The sequence below is a fragment of the Ramlibacter humi genome, from assembly GCF_004681975.1.
In the GTDB taxonomy this organism is placed as follows: domain Bacteria; phylum Pseudomonadota; class Gammaproteobacteria; order Burkholderiales; family Burkholderiaceae_C; genus Ramlibacter; species Ramlibacter humi.
Genome location: NZ_SMLK01000001.1, coordinates 1,510,216 through 1,531,872 on the forward strand (window position 1 = coordinate 1,510,216; position 21,657 = coordinate 1,531,872).

Here is a 21,657-nt window from a genome sequence, read left to right on the forward strand (position 1 = left end):
CGTGCTTCAGCGCGCCAGCTTCTCGTCCAGCAGCGCCATCAGCTGCTCGGGCGCGACCGGCTTGGTCAGGTGCGCGTCGAAACCCGCCTCGCGCGCGCTGTCCTTGTCGCTGCCCTGCCCCCAGCCGGTCACGGCCACCAGCAGCGGCTGCTTCGCGCCCGCCCGCGCGCGGATGCGGCGGCAGGCTTCGTAGCCGTCGATGTCGGGCAGGCCGATGTCCAGCAGCGCCACGTCGGGGTGCTGGTCCAGCGCGGCGCGCACGGCCGATTCGCCGTCGTGCGCCAGCGAGACCTGGTAGCCGCTCATGCCCAGCAGCTCGCCCAGCGTCTCGGCCGCGTCGCGGTTGTCGTCCACCACCAGCACGCGCGCGCCCGCCTGGTGCGCGGGCGCCTGTCGGCGCACGGGCCTGGCCGCGGCCGGCGCCTCGATCGCGGGCAGCTCGATGCGGAAGCTGCTGCCCTGGCCCAGGCCGTGGCTGTGCGCGCTGATGTGGCCGCCATGCAGTTCCACCAGCCTGCGCGTCAGCGCCAGGCCGATGCCCAGCCCCGTGTTGCCGCCATGGCCGCTGTGCCTTTCCTGCACGAACAGGTCGAAGATGCGCTCCAGGTTTTCCGGCGCTATGCCGACGCCGGTGTCCTGCACCTCCACGACGGCGCGGCCACCGTGGCGCATGACGCGCACTTTCAGCTGCCCGCCGGGCCGGGTGAACTTCACCGCGTTGTTCAGCAGGTTCACCACGCACTGCGTCAGGCGCGTGGGATCGCCCTGCACCCAAGGCGCGGGCGGATCGATGTCGCGCGTGACCGTCAGCCCGGCCTTCGTCGCGGCGGGCGTCACCGCATCGACCGCCGACGAAGCGACTTCGGCCAGGTCCACCGGTTCCTGCCGCAGCTGGATGCGGCCCAGCGTGATGCGCGACACGTCCAGCAGGTCGTCCACCAGGTGCGACAGGTGCATCGTCTGACGCTCGATGGCGCCGCGCGCCCGCTCCACCACCGGGTCGTCCGGCGCGCGCAGCCGGATCAGCTCCACCGCCGTGCGGATCGGCGCCAGCGGATTGCGCAGCTCGTGCGCCAGCGTGGCGAGGAACTCGTCTTTCTGGCGGTCGGCCAGGCGCAGCAGCTGCTCCTGGTGTTCGGCCACGCGGCGCCGCGTCTGCTCTTCCGCGCGCCGGTGCTCGGCATCGGCGCCGTCGCGCAGCGCGTTCGCCAGCAGGTCGATCTCCGCGATGCCGGTCTCGCGGTCCGCCGGCGGCGCGCGGCCGGCCAGCACGTCGTCGCCCAGCTCGCGCAGCGGACGCGCCAGCTTGCGGCTGAGCACGCTCGCCAGCACGGCGCTGGCCACCATGGCGGTGAGCAGCAGCACGATGAAGGCGATGGACGTCAGGCGCGAAGGCAGGACGCTGCCGCCGTGCGGCTGCGACACGCGCACGGAAAAGCCGTTGACCGGCGAGGTGACCCACGCGCCCATCAGGTCGACGCCGTCTCGGGAAGTGAAGCGGTAGTAGCCGCTCTGTTCGCCGGCTTTCATGGGCACCTCGGTCGCGCGGTCGGCCACGCTCGTCGAAGACGCCGCGTTGGAGGCCACCACCAGCCCGTTCCGGTCGACCAGCGCGGCGCGGATGTCCTCCACGCGCACGGCACCCTGAAGGCGCTCCTGCATCAGCGAGGGCGGGAAGGAAAAGATGAGCGCGAAGTGGGTCGTGCCGCCGCGCTGCACCGGGATGGCGAGCGACAGCGCCGGCCGCTCCACGTTCACGCCGTAGTACAGGTCGCTGTACACGGTGCGCCCGCTCTGGAAAACCTGACGCGACAGGTTGCCCGAGCTGAGCGGCAACCTGCGCCCTTCCCATTCCACCTCGCGGCTTTCCGAGCCCAGGCGCCACAGGTTGGGCAGCGGCTCGCCACGCGGCACGGCGGTGTTGAGCATCACCTGGCCGTCGCTGTCCACCAGCACGATCAGGCTGCCGGGCACCTTGCGCGTGATCTCGCCGGCGAACTCCTGCAGGTGGAACCAGTCGGCCTCGTCGATGAGCGGCGAGGCGGCCAGCACTTCCAGCTGCGCATGGGCGCGACCGAACTCGGCGTCGATGGCCTGCACCAGCGTCTGCGCGAGGGCGGACAGGCGCGTCTGCGCGAGGCGGTTCTCCTGCACCGTCTGCAGCGCGAGCAGGCCGAAGGTGCCCACGAGCAAAGGCGCGAGCACGGCCGCCAGCAGGCGCCACAGCGCCTGGTTGAGGTTGTGCGGTCGGAATCGCGGAAGCTTCATCGGCGGGCGCGCGGCCCCGCGGCCGGGCCCGTCCAATCTACTGAGGTGCGGTGCGGTGGCACCGTAGGACGGCGCCGCCGCTGGGCATCCCGCCGGTCGCCAGGACCGCGCCACCGCGCTGCCCAGCACGACCGTGATGCGCGAAGTCAGTCCACGGCCGGCAACGGACAGGTGCCGTCGACGATCTCGCAGAAGGTTCGCTCCTCGCGCAGGATGAAGCGCTGCGACTGCGCGCGCTGGAAGTTCTCGCGGCCTTCGGGGTCGGCCTTCAGGCGCACGCGGTAGGCCTCGTAAGCCGCGAGGCTGTCGAACGCGATCAGGCCCCAGGCGACGTCGTTCGTGCCTTCGTGCGGCAGGAAGTAGCCGAGCAGCCGGCCGCCGCAGCGCGGAATGATGCGGCCCCAGTGCCGCGCGTAGTCGCGGAAGGCGTCTCGCTGGAACGGGTCGATCTGGTAGCGGATGAAGCAGGTGAGCATGCGGGACTCCGGGTGGGGAAGTCCGTATGGTCACGTGTGTGGGCGCGGCGATCGTTCGTTGCGGAGCGAAGCGTGGTGCGTACCCTCACCCCAGCCCTCTCCCGGAGGGAGAGGGAGCAAGCGCGCGAAATGGGAAGCCGCGCCTAGCAGCGCATCTCGCGGTAGTGCACGCGCTGGATCGCCAGGTCGCCCAGCTCGGCTTCGGTGGCCGGCGAGGGCTTGCCGCGCAGTCGCGATTCCTCGCGCTGGATCGAGCGCTCCAGCACCTCGCACTGCTCGCGCGTTTCGGGCGGCAGTTGCGCGCGCGCCATCTGCCTGGCGCGCGACTGGTCCGGCGCGTCGAAGGTCTGCGACACGCGGCTGGCGCCGATGATCGGCCCGCCGCCTTCGCAGGGCGTCTGCGAGTAGCTGCGGCCGCACTTGAACACCTGCGGCGGGTACACGGTGTCCTGCGCGGGCGCGGCGCCGGCGAAGGCGATGCTGGTGGCCAGCAACGTGCGTGCGGCGATGGTCATGGCGGCTCTCCCCGTCTGTTCGAATGGCTGGGCTTCAATTTGCCGGTCGGCGGCGGCACGCGCATGACGAAAGTGCAACCGCCCGCCCGCGGCTGAGAAGAACGGTGAGCCGTGTAACCAAAGCTCAGCAGCCGTCGCGGCAAGGCAACGCGGACGCTTCGTTCCGGCGCGAAGCGTGGGTGGCGGACGCTGCTGCACACTGGCGCCATGAACACCAACCAGATCGCCCGCGTCGCCTCGCTGGTGGGCGAGCCCGCCCGCACCGGCATGCTGGTGGCGCTGATGGACGGCCGCGCGCTCACCGCGAACGAACTGGCCGGCGCGGGCAACGTGTCGGCCGCCACGGCGAGCCGGCATCTCGCGCTGCTGGTGGAGTCGGGGCTGCTGCGCGTGGAGAAGCAAGGGCGCCACCGCTACCACCGGCTGGCTTCGCCCGACGTGGCGCGCGTGCTGGAAGGGATCATGCAGCTGGCTTCGCAGTCGCAGCCGGCATCGCGGCGCATCGCCACCGGGCCGCGCGACGCGTCGATGCGCCTGGCGCGCACCTGCTATGACCACCTGGCCGGCGGCATCGCGGTCGCCATCGCCGAGCGGCTGGTGGAAGACGGCGCCGTCGTCGTCGAAGAAGACACCGCCGTCGTCACCGATCGCGCCGGCGCGGTGCTCGAAGGCCTGGGCCTGAAGTCGGCCGTGGTGCACGCGGCGGGCGAAGGCCGCCGCCCGCCCTGCCGCCCCTGCCTGGATTGGGGCGAGCGCCGCATGCACCTGGCCGGCCGCCTCGGCGCATTGATCTGCTCGCATTGCCTGCAGATGGGGTGGCTGCTGCAGAAGCCGGGCACGCGCGCGCTGGAACTGACGCCGCGCGGCGCGGCGACCCTGCGCGACTGGCTGGGCACGGAACGCTGGTCGAAGCTGACTGTCAACCCATCGACGTGAGCGCGCGCACCTTCGCGAGGCGCCGGGATGTCACGGAAAGTTCACAGGTGCTGTGGACAACCCTGTGCGAAACCGGTGTTCACCCGCGAGCGGCCCGCGACACACAAGGACTTGGCTGGTTTGCCCAACAAACGCGCAAACCGGCGCGAATGTCCCCGTTGCCAGCATCGCGAAGGCGGCGCAGACTGGCTGCTGTGCCTGCCTCCCCGCCCCTGGTGCTCATCGCCGACGGCCACGCCGATTGCGGCGAGACATTGGCGCTTGCGCTGGAGCTTTCCGGCTGGCAGGTGTGCGCTGCGCGCCGTGGTGAGGAAGCGCTGGTGTGGCTGCGGCAGGCCACGCCGCGCGCGGTGCTGGTGGACGCGCGCCTGCCCGAAGCGGGCGGCCTGCACATCGCGCGCGTGCTGCGCGCCAACCCGCGGTTCGACGCCACGCAGGTGCTGCTGACCGGCACCTGGTTCACGCCGCACGAGAAGACGCAGGCCCAGGCCTGCGGCGTGGACGGCATCTGGATGAAGCCGTTCGACATCTCGGCGCTGCTGCGGCGGCTGGAGCAGCCGCGCGTGCTGCGCACGCTGCGCCAGCAGGGCAACTGACCCGCCGCTTCCCCCTTCCGAACGGGCCATGGCGCAGCGCGCATGGCTGAGCCACCATGGGCGCGCAAAGAAAGGCCCTCATGAACATCTCGGCTCACATCGGCCCCGTCGCCGCGCTGGTCGCCGGCATCCTGATCCTGGTGATGCCGCGCCTGCTCAACTACATCGTCGCGATCTACCTCATCGTGATCGGCGCGGTGGGCCTGTTCGGCAAGTGAACGGTCAGCGCACGCCGAAGACCTGCTTCAGGTAGGCGAGGAAGGTCCCGTCCTTCACCAGCGTCTTGCCGGGCGTGTCGGAGATCTTGGCCACCGGCTGGCCGTTGGCGGACACCATCTTCATCACGATGTTGAGCGTGTCGCAGCCGACGTCGTTGGTGAGGTTGGTGCCCACGCCGAAGCCCACCTGCGCGCGGTCGGCAAAGTGATCGTAGATGGCCAGCACCTTGGGGACGTCCAGCGCGTCGGAGAACACCAGCCGCTTGCTGTGCGGGTCGATGCGCAGCTTCTCGTAGTGCGCGATCGCCTTCTCGCCCCAGGCGATGGGATCGCCCGAGTCCTGCCGCAGGCCGTCGAACAGCTTGGCGAAGTACAGGTCGAAGTCGGCGAGGAAGGCGTCCATGCCCACCACGTCGGTGAGCGCGATGCCCAGGTCGCCGCGGTATTCCTGCACCCAGTCTTCCAGCGCGGCGCGCTGGAAATCGCGCAGCCGCACGCCCAGGCCCTGGTAGGCCTGCAGGTACTCGTGCGCCATGGTGCCGATGGGCACCAGGTCCAGATCGCGCGCGAGCAGCACGTTGGAAGTGCCGCGGAAAAATTCCGGCAGCTCGTCGCGCAGCGTGGCCACCACTTCGCGCTGCCACGCTCCGGAAAAGCGCCGGCGCAGGCCGAAGTCGGAAATCTCCAGCGGGTGGGTGCGGCGCGGCGCGACGTCCACCGCGCGCAGCAAATCGATCTTGGCTTGCAGCCGCTGGCGGCCGGTGTCCATTGCCTTCTCCTGCTCGAAGCGGCGGAAGTAGAGCTCGTTCACCGTGGCCAGCACGTGGATTTCGAAAGCGGTGACGTGCACCTGCGGGCCAACGGCGCTTACGTGCAGCACGTTGCCTTCGGCCCATGCGCGGATGAAGCGGCGCTGGAACTGGAAGAGCCGCAGGAAGTCGACGAAATCCGGCTTGATGAATCGCAGCCCCGCCAGGTAAGCCAGCTCGTGCTCGGTGAAGCGCAGCGTGCACAGGTGGTCCAGCTGCTCGTTCAATTCATCCAGAAGGTCCACCAGCGGGAAGGCGGGCGTGTTGCGGCACAGGAACTCGTACTCGGCCACCGTCTGCGGATGGCGATGCAGCATGGCCTGCCACATCGTGAACTTGTACAGGTCGTTGTCGAGCAGGCTGGTGATGACGGGAACGGAACGCATGGCCGCCCCAATGTACCCGCGCTGCCGTGCCGCCGTGGGCGCCGCGCTCATCCGCGCGGCGGCGCGGGCATGGTGAAGCGGAAGGTGGCGCCCTGGCCGGACACCGATTCGGCGCGGATGCTTCCGCCCTGCCGCGTCAGCGCGCGCGCCACCGCGGCCAGGCCCACGCCGGTGCCGGGAAACTCGTCGGACCCGTGCAGCCGCTGGAAGGTGCCGAACAGCTTGTCGACGTGCGCCATGTCGAAACCGGCGCCGTTGTCGTGCACGAACACCTGGCCCGTGCCCGCGGCGCCGCCCACTTCGATCTCGGCCTGCCCGCGCCTGGACGAGAACTTCCACGCGTTGCCCAGCAGGTTGTCCATCACCAGCCGCATCAGGCGCGGGTCGCCTTCCACCACCAGTCCCGGCGCGACCTTCCACGCCACCTGGCGCTGGGGCGACTGCTGCTGCAACTGCTCGAGGATGCCCCGCGCGATCGCGCTGACGTCCACGGCCTGGCGCGCCACTTCGCCCTGCGACACGCGCGCCAGCACCAGCCAGCCCTCCACCAGCTGCACCATGTCGTCGGCGTTGGCGCGGATGCGGTCCAGGTAGTGCGCGGCGCGACCCCGCACCGCGCCCGCCAGCTCGCCCCGCATCGCGTCGGTGAACGACACGATGCGCTGGATGGGCGACTGCAGGTCGTGCGAGACCGAATACGAGAACGAGCGCAACTGCTCGTTGGCCAGCCGCAGTTCCGCCTCGCGCTTTTCCAGCTCGCGCGTGCGCTGCGCGATGCGTTCTTCCAGCGTGGCGTTCAGGTCGCGCAGCTCGGCCAGCAGGCGCACGCGGGCGGTGATGTCCTGCTGCGCGCCCTGGATGCGGACCACGCTGCCGCCCTCCTCGCGCACCGGGTAGCCGATGGAACGCAGCCAGACGCGGCGCCCGGCGGCGGTGGCCAGTTCCACTTCGATGTCGAACGCCTCGCCATGCTGCACGGCACGGTCCAGCGCCCGCTCGGCCGGCTCGCGCGAAGCGGGCCGCAGCATGGCCATCACGTCGGTGGCGGCCTGCGTCTCGTCGGCGGGCAGGTCCAGGATGGCCGCGGCTTCGCCGGACAGGTGCACGCGCTGCGTCGCCAGGTCGATCTCCCACCCGCCCATGCGCGCCAGCCGGCTGGCCATGCGCAGGCTGTCGGCCTGCCGCTCCAGCCGCTGCTGCGCGTGCTTCAGGTCATGCACGTCGGTGGCGGTGCCGTACCAGGACACCACCTGCCCTTCGGCATTCCGGTTGGGCAGCACGCGCACCAGCTGCCAGCGGTGCAGCCCGTCGCGATGGCGCAGGCGCATCTCCAGTTGCAGCGGCTCGGGCTGGCCCTGCGCCGAAACCTGCCGGCGGATGCGGTCCACGTCCTCGGGCGCGGCCAGCTCGTGCCAGGGCTGGCCGATGGCTTCGCGCGGGGCGCGGCCGGTGGCGTCGGACCAGCGCTCGTTCATGAACTGCACGACGCCCTGGCCGTCGGTGATGAACACCACCTGCGGCATCGCATGCGCCAGGTCGGCGAAGCGCCGTTCCATGTGCTGGCGCCGGCGCCGGTGGCGGCGCGTCTGCAGCGCGATGGCGCCGGCCGTGCCCAGCGACAGCAGCCACACCGCGCCGGTGAGCGTGGCGAATTGCCGCCAGGGCGCCAGCAGCTCCGAATAGGACGAGCCCACCAGCACCACCAGCTGCGGGTACTCCGGCAGCGAGCGGTAGGCGATGACGCGGTCCACACCGTCCAGCACGCTGCGGTTGAGGAACAGGCCGGCGGGCGACTGCGGCAGCCATTCGCGGAACAGCTCCGACGCCGAATAGTCGCGGCCCAGCGCGGACTGCTCCGCGGGGCTGCGCATCATCAGCTGCCCGTTGCGGTTGAGCAGGGACACCACGCCGCCGCGGCCCACGTCCAGGCCGCGCCACACCGACTGGAAGTAGCTCGGCTCCAGCGACGCCACCACGACGCCGCGCAGCTCGCCGCCGGGCGCGCGGATCGCGCGCGAGATCGTCATCTGCCAGCGGCCGTTGGCGCGGCTGCGCTGCAGCGGGCCGACGTAGGCGGCCGGGGTGCGCTCGCCGAGGTGGCTGCGGTAGTAGCCGCGGTCGGCCAGGTCGGTGAGGTGCTGCGCGCCGGGGTCGGTGGCGAAGGCGAGGTGGCCGTGCGCGTCGACGACCCACAGCGCGCTGACGTATGGCAGATCCGCCATCTCGTCGCGCAGCATGGCCTGGCCGGCTTCGGCGCCGAGCCTCTCGACGGTGCCGTCGTTGAGCTTGTGCGCGGCGAATTGCAGGCGCTCGTCGACGGCCTGCACGGTGCGGATGGTCTGCTCGGCGATGATGCCCGACAGCGCGCGCGTGAGCTGCTCGCCGGTGCGAAGCGCTTCGCCGCGCAACGCCCACAATGCCACGCCCACGACGCCGCCCGAGGCGAGCGCGAATCCCGCAAGCCACCATGCGATGCGCGATGCGTTGCCGCGCGAGGGTTCCGTGGCGAAGTATTCCCACTTGGGCATGCGCCCTGCTCCCTGTCCCTTTCCGCCCCGCTCCCTGCGGGGCCGCGCGATGATGCCGCAGGCTCAGCCGCAAGCCAACGCGGCAAAACCAGAACGCACGCATCGCGTCAGGCTTGCCAAGGCCGCTCCGATGGACGGATGGACCGGCCGATCCGCGCGCGAGCTGCCGCGCGCCGTGCATTCGCGTGAACTTTCGTGCGAAGAAATCATGCGCGCGCACCTGGCGCGACTCGAAAGGTTGAACCCGGCGGCCAATGCGATCGTCTCGCGCGGCCCCCGAAGAACTGATCGCGCAGTCGCGTGCATGCGACACCCGACCCGGCTGGCCGATGAGCATGCAGCTGGTGGCCACGCACGGCGCGCAAGCGTTGCTGCTGCGCGTGGCGGCGGCCTGCGAGGTGCTCTGCGCGCGGACTTCATGGCGCGCCAACCGCCCGCGCCCGCGCGCGTGTAGGGAAAACGACAACGCTTTGCCCAAAAGTTCGCCCGGGGCGCATACTCGGCAGTCGCACAACAAATGAGCCCGTCGCGGGCCACCGGAGGACAACATGGGACTGATGGACCGCCTGTTCGGCCGTCCCGCTGCCAAGCCCGCCACGGCCGCGGGCCCGCGCAGCTTGCAGCCCGGTGCCAACGGCCCTGCGTCCACCCGCGGCGCCGCCAATTCCCAGCAGACTGTCCGCAAGGAACTGGTGCGCGTGTCGGTGCGCGACACGCTGCTGCACAACGGCATCCCCGCCACCTGGATCCGCGCGGAGCCCCTCACCACCGCCCAGGCCGGCCGCGATGCCGGCGTGCACGTGCGCCTGGTGGTGCAGCACTGGGACTCGCGCCTGATGCTGCATTCCGTCTCGCTGCAGGACCATGTGGAAAAGCGCATCCTCGCGCTGGACCCCGAAGCCGAGCAGTGGCTGATGGGCCTGTCGTGGCAGTTCGCGCTGGAAGACACCTCGCTGTGCCCGCCGCTGCCGCATCCGGGCAGCTGGACTTCCGCGCCGCCGGAAGCCGTGGCCGCCGCCACCGCGCCTGCGCCCGTGGCGGCCGCGCCGCTGGGCCAGGGCGACGTGATCAGCGGCCCCACGCGCATCGAGAAAAGCGGCGAGGACAAGCGCGCGGAGCTCGAGCGCCTGCTGGGCGAGCGCGACGCCGACTTCAGCGGCGACGACGGCGGCTTCAGCAAGACCCAGCCCATGGGCTTCGAGAAGACGCAGCCGATGACGGCGCTGGATCCCGCGTCATTCGAAAGGACGCAGCCGGTGCAGCGCCAGCCGCAGTTCGACAAGACGCAGCCGGTCAAGCGCCCGCCGGGCTGATGCAGGGCGCCGCGCCGCCGCTGTGGAGGAAGTTCCTCGCCTTCCTCGCGCCGCTGATCGCCACCAACGTGCTGCAGGCCCTGTCGGGCACGCTGAACAACATCTACCTGGGGCGCATGCTCGGCACCGAAGCGCTGGCCGCGGCGGTGGCGTTCTTCCCGCTGCTGATGTTCCTGATCGCGCTGGTGATCGGCCTGGGCACGGGCAGCTCCATCCTGGTGGGCCAGGCCTGGGGCGCGAAAAAGACCGAGGTGGTGCTGCGCGTGGCGGGCACTTCGCTCGCGGGCGCGGCGGTGCTGGGCGTGGCCATCGCGGTGCTGGGTTTCCTGGGCGTCGACTGGATGCTGGCGGCGCTGCGCACGTCGCCCGCGGTGCTGCCGCAAGCGGTGGCATACGCGCACGTCATGCTGCTGGCGTTGCCGCTGGTGTTCCTGGCCATCGTCGCTTCTTCGCTGCTGCGCGGCGTGGGCGACACCGTCACGCCGCTGCGGATGCTGCTGGTGATCACCGCCTTCACCATGCTGCTGACGCCCTTCCTGATCCGCGGCCTGCCCGGCGTCGGGCCGCTCGGCGTGAAAAGCGCCGCGTGGGCCGTGGTGGCGGGCCATTTGGCCAGCCTGGGCTGGGTGGCCTGGCACCTCACGCGCCGCGGCCATGTGTTCGCCTGGCCGGCGGTGTCGCCGCACCTGCGCTTCGACGGCGCGCTGCTGCGGCAGGTGGTGCGCCTGGGCACGCCGACGGGCCTGTTCTTCATCACCGGCTCGCTCGCCGACATCGCGCTGCTGTCGCTGGTGAATGCGCACGGGGTGCAGGCCACCGCGGCCTGGGGCGCGGTGAACCAGGTGATGGCCTACGTGCAGTTCCCGGCAGTGTCGATCTCCATCGCCACATCGGTGTTCGCGGCACAGGCGATCGGCGGCGACCGGCTCGATGAAGTGGGCCACGTCACGCGCATCGGCCTGGGCATGAACCTGGCGCTGACCGGCGGGCTGGCGCTCGTCATGGCGCTGGGCGCGCCGTGGGTGGTGCAGCTGTTCATCGTCGACCCGGCGGTGATCGAACTGGCGAGCAAGGTGCTGTATGTCACCGTGTGGGGCAGCATGCTGTTCGGCATGGCCAGCGTGTTCAGCGGCGTCATGCGCGCGGCCGGCACCGTGCGCGTGCCCACCATCATTTCGCTCAGCTGCCTGGCGCTGCTGATGTTCCCGCTGGGCTGGCTGTTCGACCGCACGCTGGGGCTGCGCTGGATCTGGCTGGCCTATCCCGCGACCTACGGCACCGGCCTGGTGCTGCAGGCGCTGTACTTTCACGGCGTGTGGCAGCGCGGGCCGATCCGCAAGCTGGTGTGAACGCGGTCAGAACAGGCTGGCTTGCGGCGGCGGTGCCGGGGGCGGCCGCAAGGTGCGCACGCTGCCGGCCTTGGGCGCGCGCGGCGGCAAGGGCGACGGGTACGCGGCCAGCGGCTTGTCCCAGGTGCGGAAGTAGTTCGGCGCGTCCTGCACTCGGCAGGTGAGCCAGTTGCCGTAGTCCTCGGGATCGAGGATCACCACCATGCGCTTCTCGTCTTCGGGCCTGTGGAAGCGCTGCATCAGCGGATGGCCGTCGGCGTTGACCGTGAGCATGGCGAAGCTCAGCACCTCGCGGCCGTCCGGGTGCCGCCACGGCCGCCACAGGCCGGCCACGCCGAAGGGCTTGCCGTCTTCCTGCGCGATCGCCCAGCGCACGGCCTGGCCGGTTTCCCAGCACGGTTCGTAGATGGCTTCGCACGGGATGACGCAACGCCAGCCGCGCGCCCAGGCGTCGCGGAAGCTCGGCAGGCGGTGCACGGTCTCGCTGCGCGCGTTGTAGGTGTGGCGGCCGAAAGCGATCTCGGTGGCGAAGTCCGGCAGCAGGCCGAAGAAGCCGTCGTCCACCACGCGTTCGAAGCCCGAGCCGTCCTGCGCCAGACGGATGAAAGGCGCCAGGCCCAGCGGCCAGGTGTCGGTGGGCTCGCCGTCACGGCCGCGCTCCACGCCGAAGAACTCCAGCAGGCGGCCGCTGCCGGTGACCGGCACGTAGTTCGAGCACATGGGCGGCGATGCTAACCCGGCCGTGCGGCCTGTCCTGCGCTGAAGAAGGCACGCCCTGAGCTGAAGAAAAGGCCTGTCCTGAGCTTGTCGAAGGAAGACCCGCCGCTATTGTTTGTGTAGCGCGGGATGCGTACACTGCCCCTCCCCGCGCGCGGGGCCGACCAGAACAACAAGCATGAGCGCCAAGGACAACGCCGCCATCCACCAGCTGCTGGCCCTGCTGGAAGCGCGCTATGCCATCCGCGTGCTCTGGGCGTTGCGCGACGGCCACCCGCAGACCTTCCGCCTGCTGCAGGACAGCGTGGGCGGCATCACGCCCAACACGCTGAACACCCGTATCAAGGAGATGCGCGAGGCCGGCCTCATGGGCCACGGGCCCGACGGCTACTGCATCACCGCCGCCGGCGCCGACCTGCTGCGGCGCCTGTCCGACCTGCCCGCCTTCGCCGCCAGGTGGGCGGCGATGCAGGGCAAGAAGAAGAACCACCCCAGCACCACGCCATGAACGAACTCGCCAACGCCCTGCGGCCGGGAGCCGCCCTGCCGCAAGATGCGGCCACCGCCACGCTCGTCGGCCGCGCCTGGGTCGAAGACCAGGGCGCGGTGCTCGTGCGCATCACGCCCGAGGCCGTGTTCGACCTCTCGCGCCTGGCGCCCACCATGAGCGAACTGCTCGAACTGGAAGACCCCGCGTCCGCCGTGCGCGGTTTCACCGCGCCGCGCATCGGCAGCGCCGCCGCCGTGCTGGCCAACAGCGCGTGGGACGCGCGCGATCCCTCGCTGCCCTGGCTGATGGCGCCCTGCGACCTGCAGGCGATCAAGGCCGCGGGCGTCACCTTCGTCGCCTCGATGCTCGAACGCGTGATCGAGGAGCAGGCGCGCGGCGACCTGTCCAAGGCCGAAGCCGTGCGCGCCGAAGTCGTCTCGGTGATCGGCGACAACCTGTCGGCGGTGAAGCCCGGTTCGCCCGAAGCGGCGAAGCTGAAGGAAGTGCTCATCGCGCGCGGCATGTGGTCGCAGTACCTGGAGGTGGGCATCGGCCCCGACGCCGAGGTATTCACCAAGTCGCAGCCCATGAGCGCCGTGGGCACCGGCGCCGAAGTCGGCCTGCACCCGAAAAGCGAGTGGAACAACCCCGAGCCCGAGATCGTGCTGGCCGTGGACAGCCGCGGCCGCGTGAAAGGCGCGGCATTGGGCAACGACGTGAACCTGCGCGACTTCGAAGGCCGCAGCGCGCTGCTGCTGGGCAAGGCCAAGGACAACAACGGCAGCTGCGCCATCGGCCCTTTCATCCGCCTGTTCGACGCGCAGTTCGGCATCGGCACCGTGCGCAAGTGCGAGCTGGCCATGCGCGTGACCGGGCCCGAGGGCTTCGTGATGGAAGGCTCGAGCTCGCTCGCGAAGATCAGCCGCGACCCGCTGGACCTGGTGCAGCAGGCGCGCGGCGCGACGCACCAGTACCCGGACGGCTTCGTGCTGTTCCTGGGCACGATGTTCGCGCCGGTGCAGGACCGGCACGGCCCGGGTCAAGGGTTCACCCACGTGGCCGGTGACGTTGTTACGGTGGCGACACCGTCGCTCGGTACACTGGCCAATCGCGTCAACACCAGCGACCGCATCCCGCCCTGGACCTACGGCACGGGCGCGCTGATGAAGGACCTGGCCCGGCGAGGCCTGCTGGCCCCCGCCGACTGAACAAGAAAGGAAAGCTCCCGATGATCACCACCCCGTCCGGCCTGAAGTACGAGGACACCACCCCCGGCACCGGCGCCGAAGCCAAACCCGGCCAGCACGTGCACGTGCACTACACCGGCTGGCTGTTCGACAACGGCGAGCAAGGCGCCAAGTTCGATTCCAGCCGCGACCGCAACGACCCGTTCGCGTTCTCGCTGGGCGCCGGCATGGTCATCAAGGGCTGGGACGAAGGCGTGGCAGGCATGAAGGTGGGCGGCAAGCGCACGCTGATCATCCCGCCGCAACTCGGCTACGGCGCGCGCGGCGCCGGCGGCGTGATCCCGCCGAACGCCACGCTGAAGTTCGACGTGGAGCTGCTGGAGGCGCACTGAGCCTGAAAGCGGCCCCCCTTACGCGGAGCACGCAGAAGTTTCGCAGAGGACGCGGAGATTCAGAAAATTCTGTGAATTTTCTCTGCGAACTCTGCGCAACCTCTGCGTGCTCCGCGTAAGGGAGCCCGCATTCTTCGGCGCTCAATGCTTGCGCGCCGTCACCTCGATCTCGATCTTCATCCGCGGGTCCAGCAGGCCGGCCTGGATCATCATCGCGGCCGGTTTCGCCTTGCCGAACCACTTGCGCAGCACGGGCCAGCAGGCCTCGAAGTCGCGCCCGTCGGGCAGGACGTAGTTCACCCGCACCACGTCATCGACGCCCGCACCGGCCTGCTGCAGCGCAGTGGCGATGTTCTTCATGCACTGCTCGCACTGCGCCGCCACGTCCTCCGAGATGGTCATGGACGAGTAATCGAAGCCGGTGGTGCCCGACACGAACACCCAGTCGCCGTCCACCACGGCCCGCGAGTAGCCGATCTCGGCTTCGAACTTCGACCCTGAACTGATCCATTGCCTGCCCATGCGCGCCCTCCTGGCCAAAACCGTACTGTAGGCCGTGCGGGCCCAGCCCATCCGGGCGCGCGGTCGCGCTGAAGCCCTGGCCCGGGCGGACTAGCTCAGCGCTTTTTTGCGGAAAACGCCAATCCCCCTGCTTGAAAAGGGCTACGCTGCCCCAAGGTGCACCGCAGTTTCACCGCTGCCTCCCCATAGAAGACCCGATGAACGCAGACGATACGAAGATCGAACCCACCCTGGACGGCGCCCCCGGCCCCGCGGACGTCCGCCCGCCCGAGGAACGCGAAGCCACCGCCGCCGCCAACGAAGCGGACCTGGCGGCGTCGCTGGCGGAACTGGAGACGCTGCGCGCGAAGAACGCCGAGCTGTCGGAGCAGTTCCTGCGCGCCCAGGCCGACATGCAGAACACCCGCCGCCGCGCGGAAGACGAGATGGCCAAGGCGCGCAAGTTCGCCATCGAAAGCTTCGCCGAAAGCCTGCTGCCGGTCACCGACAGCCTGGAAGCGGGCCTGGCCATCCAGGACGCCACGCCCGAGCAGATCCGCGAAGGCGCGGAAGCGACCCTGCGCCAGCTGAAGCAGGCACTGGAGCGCAACAAGGTGCTGGAGATCAACCCGGCCGCCGGCACGAAGTTCGACCCCCACCAGCACCAGGCCATCTCGATGGTTCCGGCCCCCGGGCAGGAAGCCAACACCGTCGTCACGGTCCTGCAGAAGGGCTACCTCATCGCCGACCGCGTGCTGCGCCCCGCCCTGGTGACGGTGGCCGCGCCGCAGTGAAGCCGCTTGAAACGACCAGAGTTATCCACAACTAGGCCATAGAGCCCGGGCGGACCGTCCGGCACGGAAAACAGGAGAGAAACAGTCATGGGCAAGATCATCGGCATCGACCTCGGCACCACCAACTCGTGCGTGGCCATCGTCGAAGGCACCACCCCGAAAGTCATCGAGAACAGCGAAGGCGCGCGCACCACGCCTTCCATCGTGGCCTACCAGGAGGACAGCGAAGTCCTCGTCGGCGCCTCGGCCAAGCGCCAGGCCGTCACCAATCCGAAGAACACGCTGTACGCGGTCAAGCGCCTGATCGGCCGCAAGTTCGAGGAAAAGGAAGTCCAGAAGGACATCAACCTGATGCCCTACACCATCGCGAAGGCCGACAACGGCGACGCGTGGGTGGAAGTGCGCGGCAAGAAGCTGGCGCCGCCGCAGGTCAGCGCCGAAGTGCTGCGCAAGATGAAGAAGACCGCCGAGGACTACCTGGGCGAGCCCGTCACGGAAGCCGTGATCACGGTGCCGGCGTACTTCAACGACGCCCAGCGCCAGGCCACCAAGGACGCCGGCCGCATCGCCGGCCTGGAAGTCAAGCGCATCATCAACGAGCCCACCGCGGCGGCACTGGCCTTCGGCCTGGACAAGCAGGAAAAGGGCGACCGCAAGATCGCCGTGTACGACCTGGGCGGCGGCACGTTCGACATCTCGATCATCGAGATCGCCGACGTCGACGGCGAGATGCAGTTCGAGGTGCTGTCCACCAACGGCGACACCTTCCTGGGCGGCGAGGACTTCGACCAGCGCATCATCGACTACATCATCGCGGAGTTCAAAAAGGACCAGGGCGTCGACCTGTCCAAGGACGTGCTCGCGCTGCAGCGCCTGAAGGAAGCGGCCGAGAAGGCCAAGATCGAGCTGTCGTCCTCGGCGGCCACCGACATCAACCTGCCGTACATCACGGCCGACGCGTCGGGCCCCAAGCACCTGAACCTGAAGCTCACCCGCGCCAAGCTGGAAAGCCTGGTCGAGGAACTGGTCGAGCGCACCATCGCGCCCTGCCGCACGGCGATCAAGGACGCCGGCGTCAGCGTGGGCGACGTGCACGACGTCATCCTGGTGGGCGGCATGACCCGCATGCCCAAGGTGCAGGAGAAGGTCAGGGAGTTCTTCGGCAAGGAGCCGCGCAAGGACGTGAACCCCGACGAAGCCGTGGCCGTCGGCGCCGCCATCCAGGGCTCCGTGCTCTCGGGCGACCGCAAGGACGTGCTGCTGCTGGACGTGTCGCCGCTGTCGCTGGGCATCGAGACGCTGGGCGGCGTGATGACCAAGATGATCGCCAAGAACACGACCATCCCGACCAAGTTCGCGCAGACCTTCTCCACCGCCGACGACAACCAGCCGGCCGTGACCATCAAGGTCTTCCAGGGCGAGCGCGAGATGGCCAGCGGCAACAAGCTGCTGGGCGAGTTCAACCTCGAGGGCATCCCGCCGGCCCCGCGCGGCCTGCCCCAGATCGAGGTGACGTTCGACATCGACGCCAACGGCATCCTGCACGTGTCGGCCAAGGACAAGGGCACGGGCAAGGAGAACAAGATCACCATCAAGGCGAACTCGGGCCTGTCGGAGGACGAAATCCAGAAGATGGTGAAGGACGCCGAGCTCAACGCCGCCGAGGACAAGAAAAAGCTCGAGGTGGTGCAGGCCCGCAACCAGGGCGAGGCGCTGGTGCACTCGGTGCGTAAGAGCCTGGGCGAGTACGGCGACAAGCTGGAAGCCGGCGAGAAGGAAAAGATCGAAGCCGCGATCAAGGACGTCGAGGAATCGCTCAAGGGCGAGGACAAGGCCGCCATCGAAGCCAAGACCAACGCGCTGATGACCGCCAGCCAGAAGCTGGGCGAGAAGATGTACGCCGACATGCAGGCGGCGCAAGCGGCCCAGGCCGCGGGCGGCGCGGCCGACGCGGGCGCCGGCCCGGAAGCCGCGGCGGGCGGCAGCGGCGGCGCGAGCCAGGCATCGCACGACGACAACGTCGTGGACGCCGAGGTGAAGGAAGTGAAGAAGGGCTGAGCGGGGCGCCGGCCTTGATGACGAACGCGCGCCGCGTTGGTGAGGAGCCAACGCGGCGTTCGTGCTGAAAAGAAACGAACGAATGGCCACCAAACGCGATTACTACGACGTCCTCGGCGTGCCGAAGAACGCCTCCGAGGAGGAGATCAAGAAGGCTTATCGCAAGCTGGCGATGAAGTTCCACCCTGACCGCAACCAGGGAGACGCGGCCAAGGATGCCGAAGCCAAGTTCAAGGAGGCCAAGGAGGCATACGAGATGCTCTCCGAAGCCGACAAGCGCGCCGCGTACGACCAGTACGGCCACGCGGGCGTGGACCCCAACATGCGCGGCGGCATGGGCGCCGGCCAGGAAGGCTTCGGCGGCTTTGCCGAGGCCTTCGGCGACATCTTCGGCGACATCTTCGGACAGGGCCGCGGTGGCCAGGGCCGCGGCGGCCGCCAGGTCTACCGCGGCAACGACCTGTCGTACGCGATGGAGGTCACGCTGGAAGAAGCGGCGCTGGGCAAGGAAGCGCAGATCCGCATCCCCAGCTGGGACCCCTGCGAGACCTGCCACGGCAGCGGCGCCAAGCCCGGCACCCAGGCCAAGCAGTGCGGCACCTGCCACGGGCAGGGCGTGGTGCAGATGCGCCAGGGCTTCTTCTCCGTCCAGCAGACCTGCCCCACCTGCCGCGGCACCGGCAAGATCATCCCCGAGCCCTGCCCCACCTGCCACGGCCAGGGCAAGGTGAAGAAGCAGAAGACGCTGGAGGTGAAGATTCCCGCCGGCATCGACGACGGCATGCGCATCCGCAGCGCCGGCAACGGCGAGCCTGGCCACAACGGCGGGCCGCCGGGCGACCTGTACATCGAGATCCGGCTGAAGAAGCACCCGATCTTCGAGCGCGACGGCGACGACCTGCACTGCGTGGTGCCCATCTCGTTCACGCGCGCGGCGCTGGGCGGCGAGATCGAGGTGCCCACCCTGCAGGGCAAGGCCGCCATCGACATCCCCGAAGGCACCCAGGCCGGCAAGCAGTTCCGCCTGCGCGGCAAGGGCATCAAGGGCGTGCGCTCCAGCTACCCGGGCGACCTGTACTGCCACATCAGCGTGGAGACGCCGGTCAAGCTGACCGAGCACCAGCGCAAGCTGCTCAAGGAGCTGGACGAGTCGCTGAAGAAAGGCGGCTCCCGGCACTCGCCCAGCGAGGAAAGCTGGAGCGACAAGCTGAAGAACTTCTTCAGCGCGTGAACGACGGGCGGTGGGGACACCGCCCTTTTTTCATTGGCGCGCCCCACCAACTCGCCCCGGTGTCAATCCCGCGAAGGCCGGAATCGAGGCTTTCGCGCAGCTACGTTTCCTCACGGGTTGTCCCCCCAACGCGACAGTCTGGTTGGCGTGCCAACGCGGCCGGACCACAATGGCGCGATGTCGCTGAAGTTGTTCCGCTCCACCGGCTACCACTCCATCCTGGCTCCGGGCGAGGCGCGCCTGGCGCTGCACCCGGGCTGGGCGGTGGCGGCGGTGGGCGGCTGGGTGGGCTTTGTGTGCAACGTCTGGCTGTGGCACGTGATGCTCACGGGCGGTTCCGGTTTCCTGCCCGCGCTGGCCTCCGCCGTGGGCGTGGCCGGCGCCACCGCCTGCCTGCTCAGCGTGTTCGGCTGGCGGCGCACCTTCAAGCTGGCGGCCACCTTCGTGCTGCTGGTGGCCGCGCTGCTGGCGGGTGGCGCCTGGGTCAACGGGGTGCCGGCGCAGGCGCTTTCGGACGACACCTTCCGCATCGCTTCCATGCTGCCGCCCTGGGCCACGCTGTTCCGCTGGCAGGTGCCGACGCTGCTGGTGGTGCTGGGCGGCCTGCCCGTGCTGTGGCTGTGGAACCTGCAGCTGCGCCGCCTTTCCGGTCCCGCGCAGATGAGCGTCAACGTATGGGGCGCCATCTGGTGGGGCCTGCTGGCCGCCGCCGGCTTCTTCGCCCTGGGCCGCCTGGCCTGAAGCTCAGAACAGCGAGCCCTGGCCGTCGCGCGAAGGCGGCCGGAACAGCGAACTGTCCATCGCCACCCGCTCGCGGTTGAAGCCGATGCGCTGCACCGCCTTGCGGAACCGCTGGCCGATCAGGTCGGCCCACGGCCCCTTGCCTTTCATGCGCGAAGCGAAGTCGGCGTCGTAGTCCTTGCCGCCGCGCATGTCCTGGATGCGCGCCATCACCCTTTCCGCCCGCTGCGGGTAATGCATCTGCAGCCACTGGCGGAACAGCGGCGCCACCTCCCAGGGCAGGCGCACCACGTGATAGAAGGCGCTGCGCGCGCCGGCCTCCCACGCCGCTTCCAGCACCTGTTCCATGTCGTCGGTGAGGAAGGGGATCTGCGGCGCCAGGCTCACGCCGCAAGGCACGCCCGCTTCGGCCAGGTTCTTCAGGATGCGCAGCCGGCGATGCGGCGCTGCGGCGCGCGGTTCCAGTTTGCGCGCCAGGCCGGCGTCCAGCGTGGTGATGGTCACGTACACCGCCGCCAGCTTCTTTGCGGCCATGGGCGCGATCAGGTCCAGGTCGCGCTCCACGCCGCTGGACTTGGTGACCAGCGAAAACGCGTGGTCGGTCTCATGCAGTACTTCGATCACCGACCGCGTCAGCCGCAGCTCGCGCTCCACCGGCTGGTAGCAGTCGGTGGCGGTGCCGATGGCGATCATCCTGGGCTCGTAGTTCCGGCGCGAGATCTCCTTGCGCAGCACCTCCGCCACGCCGCGCTTGGCGATCAGCTTCGTCTCGAAGTCCAGCCCGGGCGACATGTTCAGGTAGCTGTGCGTGGGCCGCGCGTAGCAGTAGATGCAGCCCATGCTTATGTTTGTTGGAAAACTACTCCCGAGAGGCGTAGCCAATGATGGAAGCCACCTGCTAGGGGTAGGCCTGCACCTTCTAAGGAGGGGTGCCCCACGTGCCACACCCGGGAATCTGGCTGGCGTATACTGTTAATCCATACAGTAGGCTGGTCGCCTTTTCGGCATGCCAGCCCTCGCGCCGTGGAGGAGCCTTGGCTGAAGGCCAGACCATTGTTCAGTTCGTGAAGGGCCGGGGCGTTGGCTCTAACGCCCGGTCACGGTTTGACTCCTGGGGCCGGGAGAAGGACCTCGACCACCACGAGCAGCAGCGCACCTCCGAGGAGCCCGAGGAGCTAATCCCGCGCAGGGCAACAGAAGTCCGGCTGGTCGAAGCGCGCTCCATCCTCAGCTACAACGACTCGCCTGACCTCGGGTTCGAGCAGAGCATCAACCCCTACCAAGGGTGTGAGCACGGTTGCGTGTACTGCTATGCCCGGCCCTCGCACGCGTACCTGGGGATGTCGCCAGGCTTGGACTTCGAGACCAAGATTCAGGCCAAGACAAACGCTGCCGCCCTCCTGCGCAAAGAGCTCTCTCGGCCGGCGTACCGCCCTAGCCTCATCGCCCTCGGCGCGAACACCGACCCCTACCAGCCGGCCGAGCGCGAGTTGCGCATCACAAGGTCTGTCCTGGAGGTGCTGGCGGACTTCAATGCGCCGGTGAGCATCACGACCAAGTCGGCCCTGGTGACCCGAGACCTCGACATCCTCGCCAAGATGGCTGCGAAGGGCCTTGCCCGCGTCAACATGTCCTTGGCCACGGTCAACCCTACCCTTGCCCGAATCATGGACCCGCGTGCGAACGCGCCGCACCGGCGCCTGCGGGCAATCACCGAACTGTCCCAAGCCGGCGTTCCCGTCTCCGTTTTCGCCTCACCCATGATTCCTGCGGTCAACGACCGGGAGCTCGAGTCCATCCTGGAGGCGGCCGCGGGCGCCGGCGCGACCTCGGCGAGCATGATTGTTCTCAGGCTTCCACTGGAGGTGCGCGACCTCTTCGTGGAGTGGTTGAACGAGCACTTCCCCGACCGCGCAGCGCACGTCATGAGCCTCGTGCGCCAGATGCGCGGGGGCGCCGACTACGACTCCAACTTCGGCACGCGGATGCGGGGGACTGGGCAATACGCCGCTTTGCTTCGGCAGCGGTTTGAGATGGCTGTGCGACGGCTTGGACTGCTACGCCGGCACGACGCTTTGGACACGGCGCTGTTCAGAGTGCCCGGCTCGCTGCCTCCGGACGCTCAAGCAAGCCTCTTCGAAGCCTAGAGCAC

At 69.4% G+C, this 21,657-nt stretch carries 20 protein-coding genes and 1 pseudogene; 13 read left to right on the plus strand and 8 right to left on the minus strand.

Going from position 1 to position 21,657, the window contains the following annotated elements; all coding sequences use genetic code 11:
* Window positions 1-6: 6 nt before the first annotated feature.
* From EZ216_RS07125 to EZ216_RS07135, 3 genes are all read right to left on the minus strand, one after another.
* Window positions 7-2,268, minus strand: coding sequence for an ATP-binding protein (locus tag EZ216_RS07125; RefSeq protein WP_135248993.1), 2,262 nt, complete (start codon window positions 2,266-2,268; stop codon window positions 7-9).
* A gap of 146 nt (window positions 2,269-2,414) precedes the next feature.
* Complete coding sequence (locus EZ216_RS07130) at window positions 2,415-2,744, minus strand: NIPSNAP family protein (protein ID WP_135248994.1); 330 nt, start codon at window positions 2,742-2,744, stop codon at window positions 2,415-2,417.
* A 143-nt stretch (window positions 2,745-2,887) separates the two neighbouring features.
* On the minus strand, window positions 2,888-3,259 hold the full coding sequence (locus EZ216_RS07135) for a hypothetical protein (RefSeq protein ID WP_135248995.1): 372 nt from the start codon (window positions 3,257-3,259) through the stop codon (window positions 2,888-2,890).
* Between the two features lie 207 nt (window positions 3,260-3,466).
* On the opposite strand from EZ216_RS07135, the gene EZ216_RS07140 reads away from it, so the two are divergent.
* The 3 genes from EZ216_RS07140 to EZ216_RS07150 all read left to right on the plus strand — a co-directional run bounded on the left by EZ216_RS07140 (window position 3,467) and on the right by EZ216_RS07150 (window position 5,009).
* Window positions 3,467-4,195, plus strand: a complete 729-nt coding sequence (locus EZ216_RS07140) for an ArsR/SmtB family transcription factor (protein ID WP_135248996.1) — start codon at window positions 3,467-3,469, stop codon at window positions 4,193-4,195.
* Window positions 4,196-4,389: 194 nt separating this feature from the next.
* Window positions 4,390-4,791, plus strand: coding sequence for a response regulator (locus EZ216_RS07145; protein WP_167772843.1), 402 nt, complete (start codon window positions 4,390-4,392; stop codon window positions 4,789-4,791).
* 80 nt (window positions 4,792-4,871) lie between these two features.
* Window positions 4,872-5,009, plus strand: a complete 138-nt coding sequence (locus EZ216_RS07150; RefSeq protein WP_135248998.1) for a DUF3096 domain-containing protein — start codon at window positions 4,872-4,874, stop codon at window positions 5,007-5,009.
* A 4-nt stretch (window positions 5,010-5,013) separates the two neighbouring features.
* Here EZ216_RS07150 and pncB read toward each other — a convergent pair whose 3' ends face one another.
* Together pncB and EZ216_RS07160 are read right to left on the minus strand one after the other, a co-directional pair.
* On the minus strand, window positions 5,014-6,204 hold the full coding sequence (gene pncB, locus EZ216_RS07155; RefSeq protein ID WP_135248999.1) for a nicotinate phosphoribosyltransferase: 1,191 nt from the start codon (window positions 6,202-6,204) through the stop codon (window positions 5,014-5,016).
* A gap of 47 nt (window positions 6,205-6,251) precedes the next feature.
* A complete protein-coding gene (locus EZ216_RS07160; RefSeq protein WP_135249000.1) occupies window positions 6,252-8,732 on the minus strand; it encodes a sensor histidine kinase in 2,481 nt (826 codons plus the stop codon).
* A 548-nt stretch (window positions 8,733-9,280) separates the two neighbouring features.
* Here EZ216_RS07160 and EZ216_RS07165 point away from each other — a divergent pair.
* Both EZ216_RS07165 and EZ216_RS07170 read left to right on the plus strand, forming a co-directional pair.
* Complete coding sequence (locus EZ216_RS07165; RefSeq protein WP_135249001.1) at window positions 9,281-10,045, plus strand: hypothetical protein; 765 nt, start codon at window positions 9,281-9,283, stop codon at window positions 10,043-10,045.
* Window positions 10,045-11,394, plus strand: a complete 1,350-nt coding sequence (locus tag EZ216_RS07170) for an MATE family efflux transporter (protein ID WP_135249002.1) — start codon at window positions 10,045-10,047, stop codon at window positions 11,392-11,394. Before EZ216_RS07165 ends, EZ216_RS07170 begins: the two co-directional genes overlap by 1 nt.
* Before the next feature lie 6 nt (window positions 11,395-11,400).
* On the opposite strand, the gene EZ216_RS07175 is transcribed toward EZ216_RS07170, so the two are convergent.
* Window positions 11,401-12,114 carry an SOS response-associated peptidase gene (locus EZ216_RS07175; RefSeq protein WP_135249003.1) on the minus strand — a complete coding sequence of 238 codons (714 nt, stop codon included), beginning with the start codon at window positions 12,112-12,114 and terminating at the stop codon, window positions 11,401-11,403.
* A gap of 175 nt (window positions 12,115-12,289) precedes the next feature.
* On the opposite strand from EZ216_RS07175, the gene EZ216_RS07180 reads away from it, so the two are divergent.
* Genes EZ216_RS07180 through EZ216_RS07190 form a run of 3 tightly spaced genes read left to right on the plus strand, consistent with a single transcriptional unit; the run spans window position 12,290 to window position 14,180 of the window.
* Window positions 12,290-12,619 carry a winged helix-turn-helix transcriptional regulator gene (locus EZ216_RS07180; protein WP_135249004.1) on the plus strand — a complete coding sequence of 110 codons (330 nt, stop codon included), beginning with the start codon at window positions 12,290-12,292 and terminating at the stop codon, window positions 12,617-12,619.
* Entirely contained in the window at window positions 12,616-13,809 is a 1,194-nt protein-coding gene (locus tag EZ216_RS07185) for a fumarylacetoacetate hydrolase family protein (RefSeq protein WP_135249005.1), read from the plus strand. The genes EZ216_RS07180 and EZ216_RS07185 overlap by 4 nt, the downstream gene beginning before the upstream one ends.
* Before the next feature lie 20 nt (window positions 13,810-13,829).
* Window positions 13,830-14,180 carry an FKBP-type peptidyl-prolyl cis-trans isomerase gene (locus tag EZ216_RS07190; protein ID WP_135249006.1) on the plus strand — a complete coding sequence of 117 codons (351 nt, stop codon included), beginning with the start codon at window positions 13,830-13,832 and terminating at the stop codon, window positions 14,178-14,180.
* 141 nt (window positions 14,181-14,321) lie between these two features.
* Here EZ216_RS07190 and EZ216_RS07195 read toward each other — a convergent pair whose 3' ends face one another.
* Entirely contained in the window at window positions 14,322-14,702 is a 381-nt protein-coding gene (locus EZ216_RS07195; protein WP_135249007.1) for a RidA family protein, read from the minus strand.
* 197 nt (window positions 14,703-14,899) lie between these two features.
* On the opposite strand from EZ216_RS07195, the gene grpE reads away from it, so the two are divergent.
* From grpE to EZ216_RS07215, 4 genes are all read left to right on the plus strand, one after another.
* On the plus strand, window positions 14,900-15,475 hold the full coding sequence (gene grpE, locus EZ216_RS07200; RefSeq protein WP_135249008.1) for a nucleotide exchange factor GrpE: 576 nt from the start codon (window positions 14,900-14,902) through the stop codon (window positions 15,473-15,475).
* 87 nt (window positions 15,476-15,562) lie between these two features.
* Window positions 15,563-17,533 carry a molecular chaperone DnaK gene (gene dnaK, locus EZ216_RS07205; RefSeq protein WP_135249009.1) on the plus strand — a complete coding sequence of 657 codons (1,971 nt, stop codon included), beginning with the start codon at window positions 15,563-15,565 and terminating at the stop codon, window positions 17,531-17,533.
* Between the two features lie 82 nt (window positions 17,534-17,615).
* Window positions 17,616-18,764 carry a molecular chaperone DnaJ gene (dnaJ, locus tag EZ216_RS07210; RefSeq protein ID WP_135249010.1) on the plus strand — a complete coding sequence of 383 codons (1,149 nt, stop codon included), beginning with the start codon at window positions 17,616-17,618 and terminating at the stop codon, window positions 18,762-18,764.
* 177 nt (window positions 18,765-18,941) lie between these two features.
* Complete coding sequence (locus EZ216_RS07215; protein ID WP_135249011.1) at window positions 18,942-19,505, plus strand: hypothetical protein; 564 nt, start codon at window positions 18,942-18,944, stop codon at window positions 19,503-19,505.
* 3 nt (window positions 19,506-19,508) lie between these two features.
* Here EZ216_RS07215 and EZ216_RS07220 read toward each other — a convergent pair.
* Window positions 19,509-20,342: pseudogene (locus EZ216_RS07220) on the minus strand (PA0069 family radical SAM protein); the annotation flags it as partial.
* 197 nt (window positions 20,343-20,539) lie between these two features.
* Here EZ216_RS07220 and EZ216_RS07225 point away from each other — a divergent pair.
* Window positions 20,540-21,652 (plus strand): PA0069 family radical SAM protein, encoded by a 1,113-nt coding sequence (locus EZ216_RS07225; RefSeq protein WP_239024286.1) that lies wholly within the window; start codon window positions 20,540-20,542, stop codon window positions 21,650-21,652.
* Window positions 21,653-21,657: the final 5 nt, after the last annotated feature.

What these genes read in the sequence shown, in the direction of transcription:
- EZ216_RS07125 (WP_135248993.1), bottom strand. Translation starts at nt 2,268, where the DNA reads ATGAAGCTTCCGCGATTCCGACCGCACAACCTCAACCAGGCGCTGTGG.
- EZ216_RS07130 (WP_135248994.1), bottom strand. Translation starts at nt 2,744, where the DNA reads ATGCTCACCTGCTTCATCCGCTACCAGATCGACCCGTTCCAGCGAGAC.
- EZ216_RS07135 (WP_135248995.1), bottom strand. Translation starts at nt 3,259, where the DNA reads ATGACCATCGCCGCACGCACGTTGCTGGCCACCAGCATCGCCTTCGCC.
- EZ216_RS07140 (WP_135248996.1), top strand. Translation starts at nt 3,467, where the DNA reads ATGAACACCAACCAGATCGCCCGCGTCGCCTCGCTGGTGGGCGAGCCC.
- EZ216_RS07150 (WP_135248998.1), top strand. Translation starts at nt 4,872, where the DNA reads ATGAACATCTCGGCTCACATCGGCCCCGTCGCCGCGCTGGTCGCCGGC.
- pncB (WP_135248999.1), bottom strand. Translation starts at nt 6,204, where the DNA reads ATGCGTTCCGTTCCCGTCATCACCAGCCTGCTCGACAACGACCTGTAC.
- EZ216_RS07160 (WP_135249000.1), bottom strand. Translation starts at nt 8,732, where the DNA reads ATGCCCAAGTGGGAATACTTCGCCACGGAACCCTCGCGCGGCAACGCA.
- EZ216_RS07165 (WP_135249001.1), top strand. Translation starts at nt 9,281, where the DNA reads ATGGGACTGATGGACCGCCTGTTCGGCCGTCCCGCTGCCAAGCCCGCC.
- EZ216_RS07170 (WP_135249002.1), top strand. Translation starts at nt 10,045, where the DNA reads ATGCAGGGCGCCGCGCCGCCGCTGTGGAGGAAGTTCCTCGCCTTCCTC.
- EZ216_RS07175 (WP_135249003.1), bottom strand. Translation starts at nt 12,114, where the DNA reads ATGTGCTCGAACTACGTGCCGGTCACCGGCAGCGGCCGCCTGCTGGAG.
- EZ216_RS07180 (WP_135249004.1), top strand. Translation starts at nt 12,290, where the DNA reads ATGAGCGCCAAGGACAACGCCGCCATCCACCAGCTGCTGGCCCTGCTG.
- EZ216_RS07185 (WP_135249005.1), top strand. Translation starts at nt 12,616, where the DNA reads ATGAACGAACTCGCCAACGCCCTGCGGCCGGGAGCCGCCCTGCCGCAA.
- EZ216_RS07190 (WP_135249006.1), top strand. Translation starts at nt 13,830, where the DNA reads ATGATCACCACCCCGTCCGGCCTGAAGTACGAGGACACCACCCCCGGC.
- EZ216_RS07195 (WP_135249007.1), bottom strand. Translation starts at nt 14,702, where the DNA reads ATGGGCAGGCAATGGATCAGTTCAGGGTCGAAGTTCGAAGCCGAGATC.
- grpE (WP_135249008.1), top strand. Translation starts at nt 14,900, where the DNA reads ATGAACGCAGACGATACGAAGATCGAACCCACCCTGGACGGCGCCCCC.
- dnaK (WP_135249009.1), top strand. Translation starts at nt 15,563, where the DNA reads ATGGGCAAGATCATCGGCATCGACCTCGGCACCACCAACTCGTGCGTG.
- dnaJ (WP_135249010.1), top strand. Translation starts at nt 17,616, where the DNA reads ATGGCCACCAAACGCGATTACTACGACGTCCTCGGCGTGCCGAAGAAC.
- EZ216_RS07215 (WP_135249011.1), top strand. Translation starts at nt 18,942, where the DNA reads ATGTCGCTGAAGTTGTTCCGCTCCACCGGCTACCACTCCATCCTGGCT.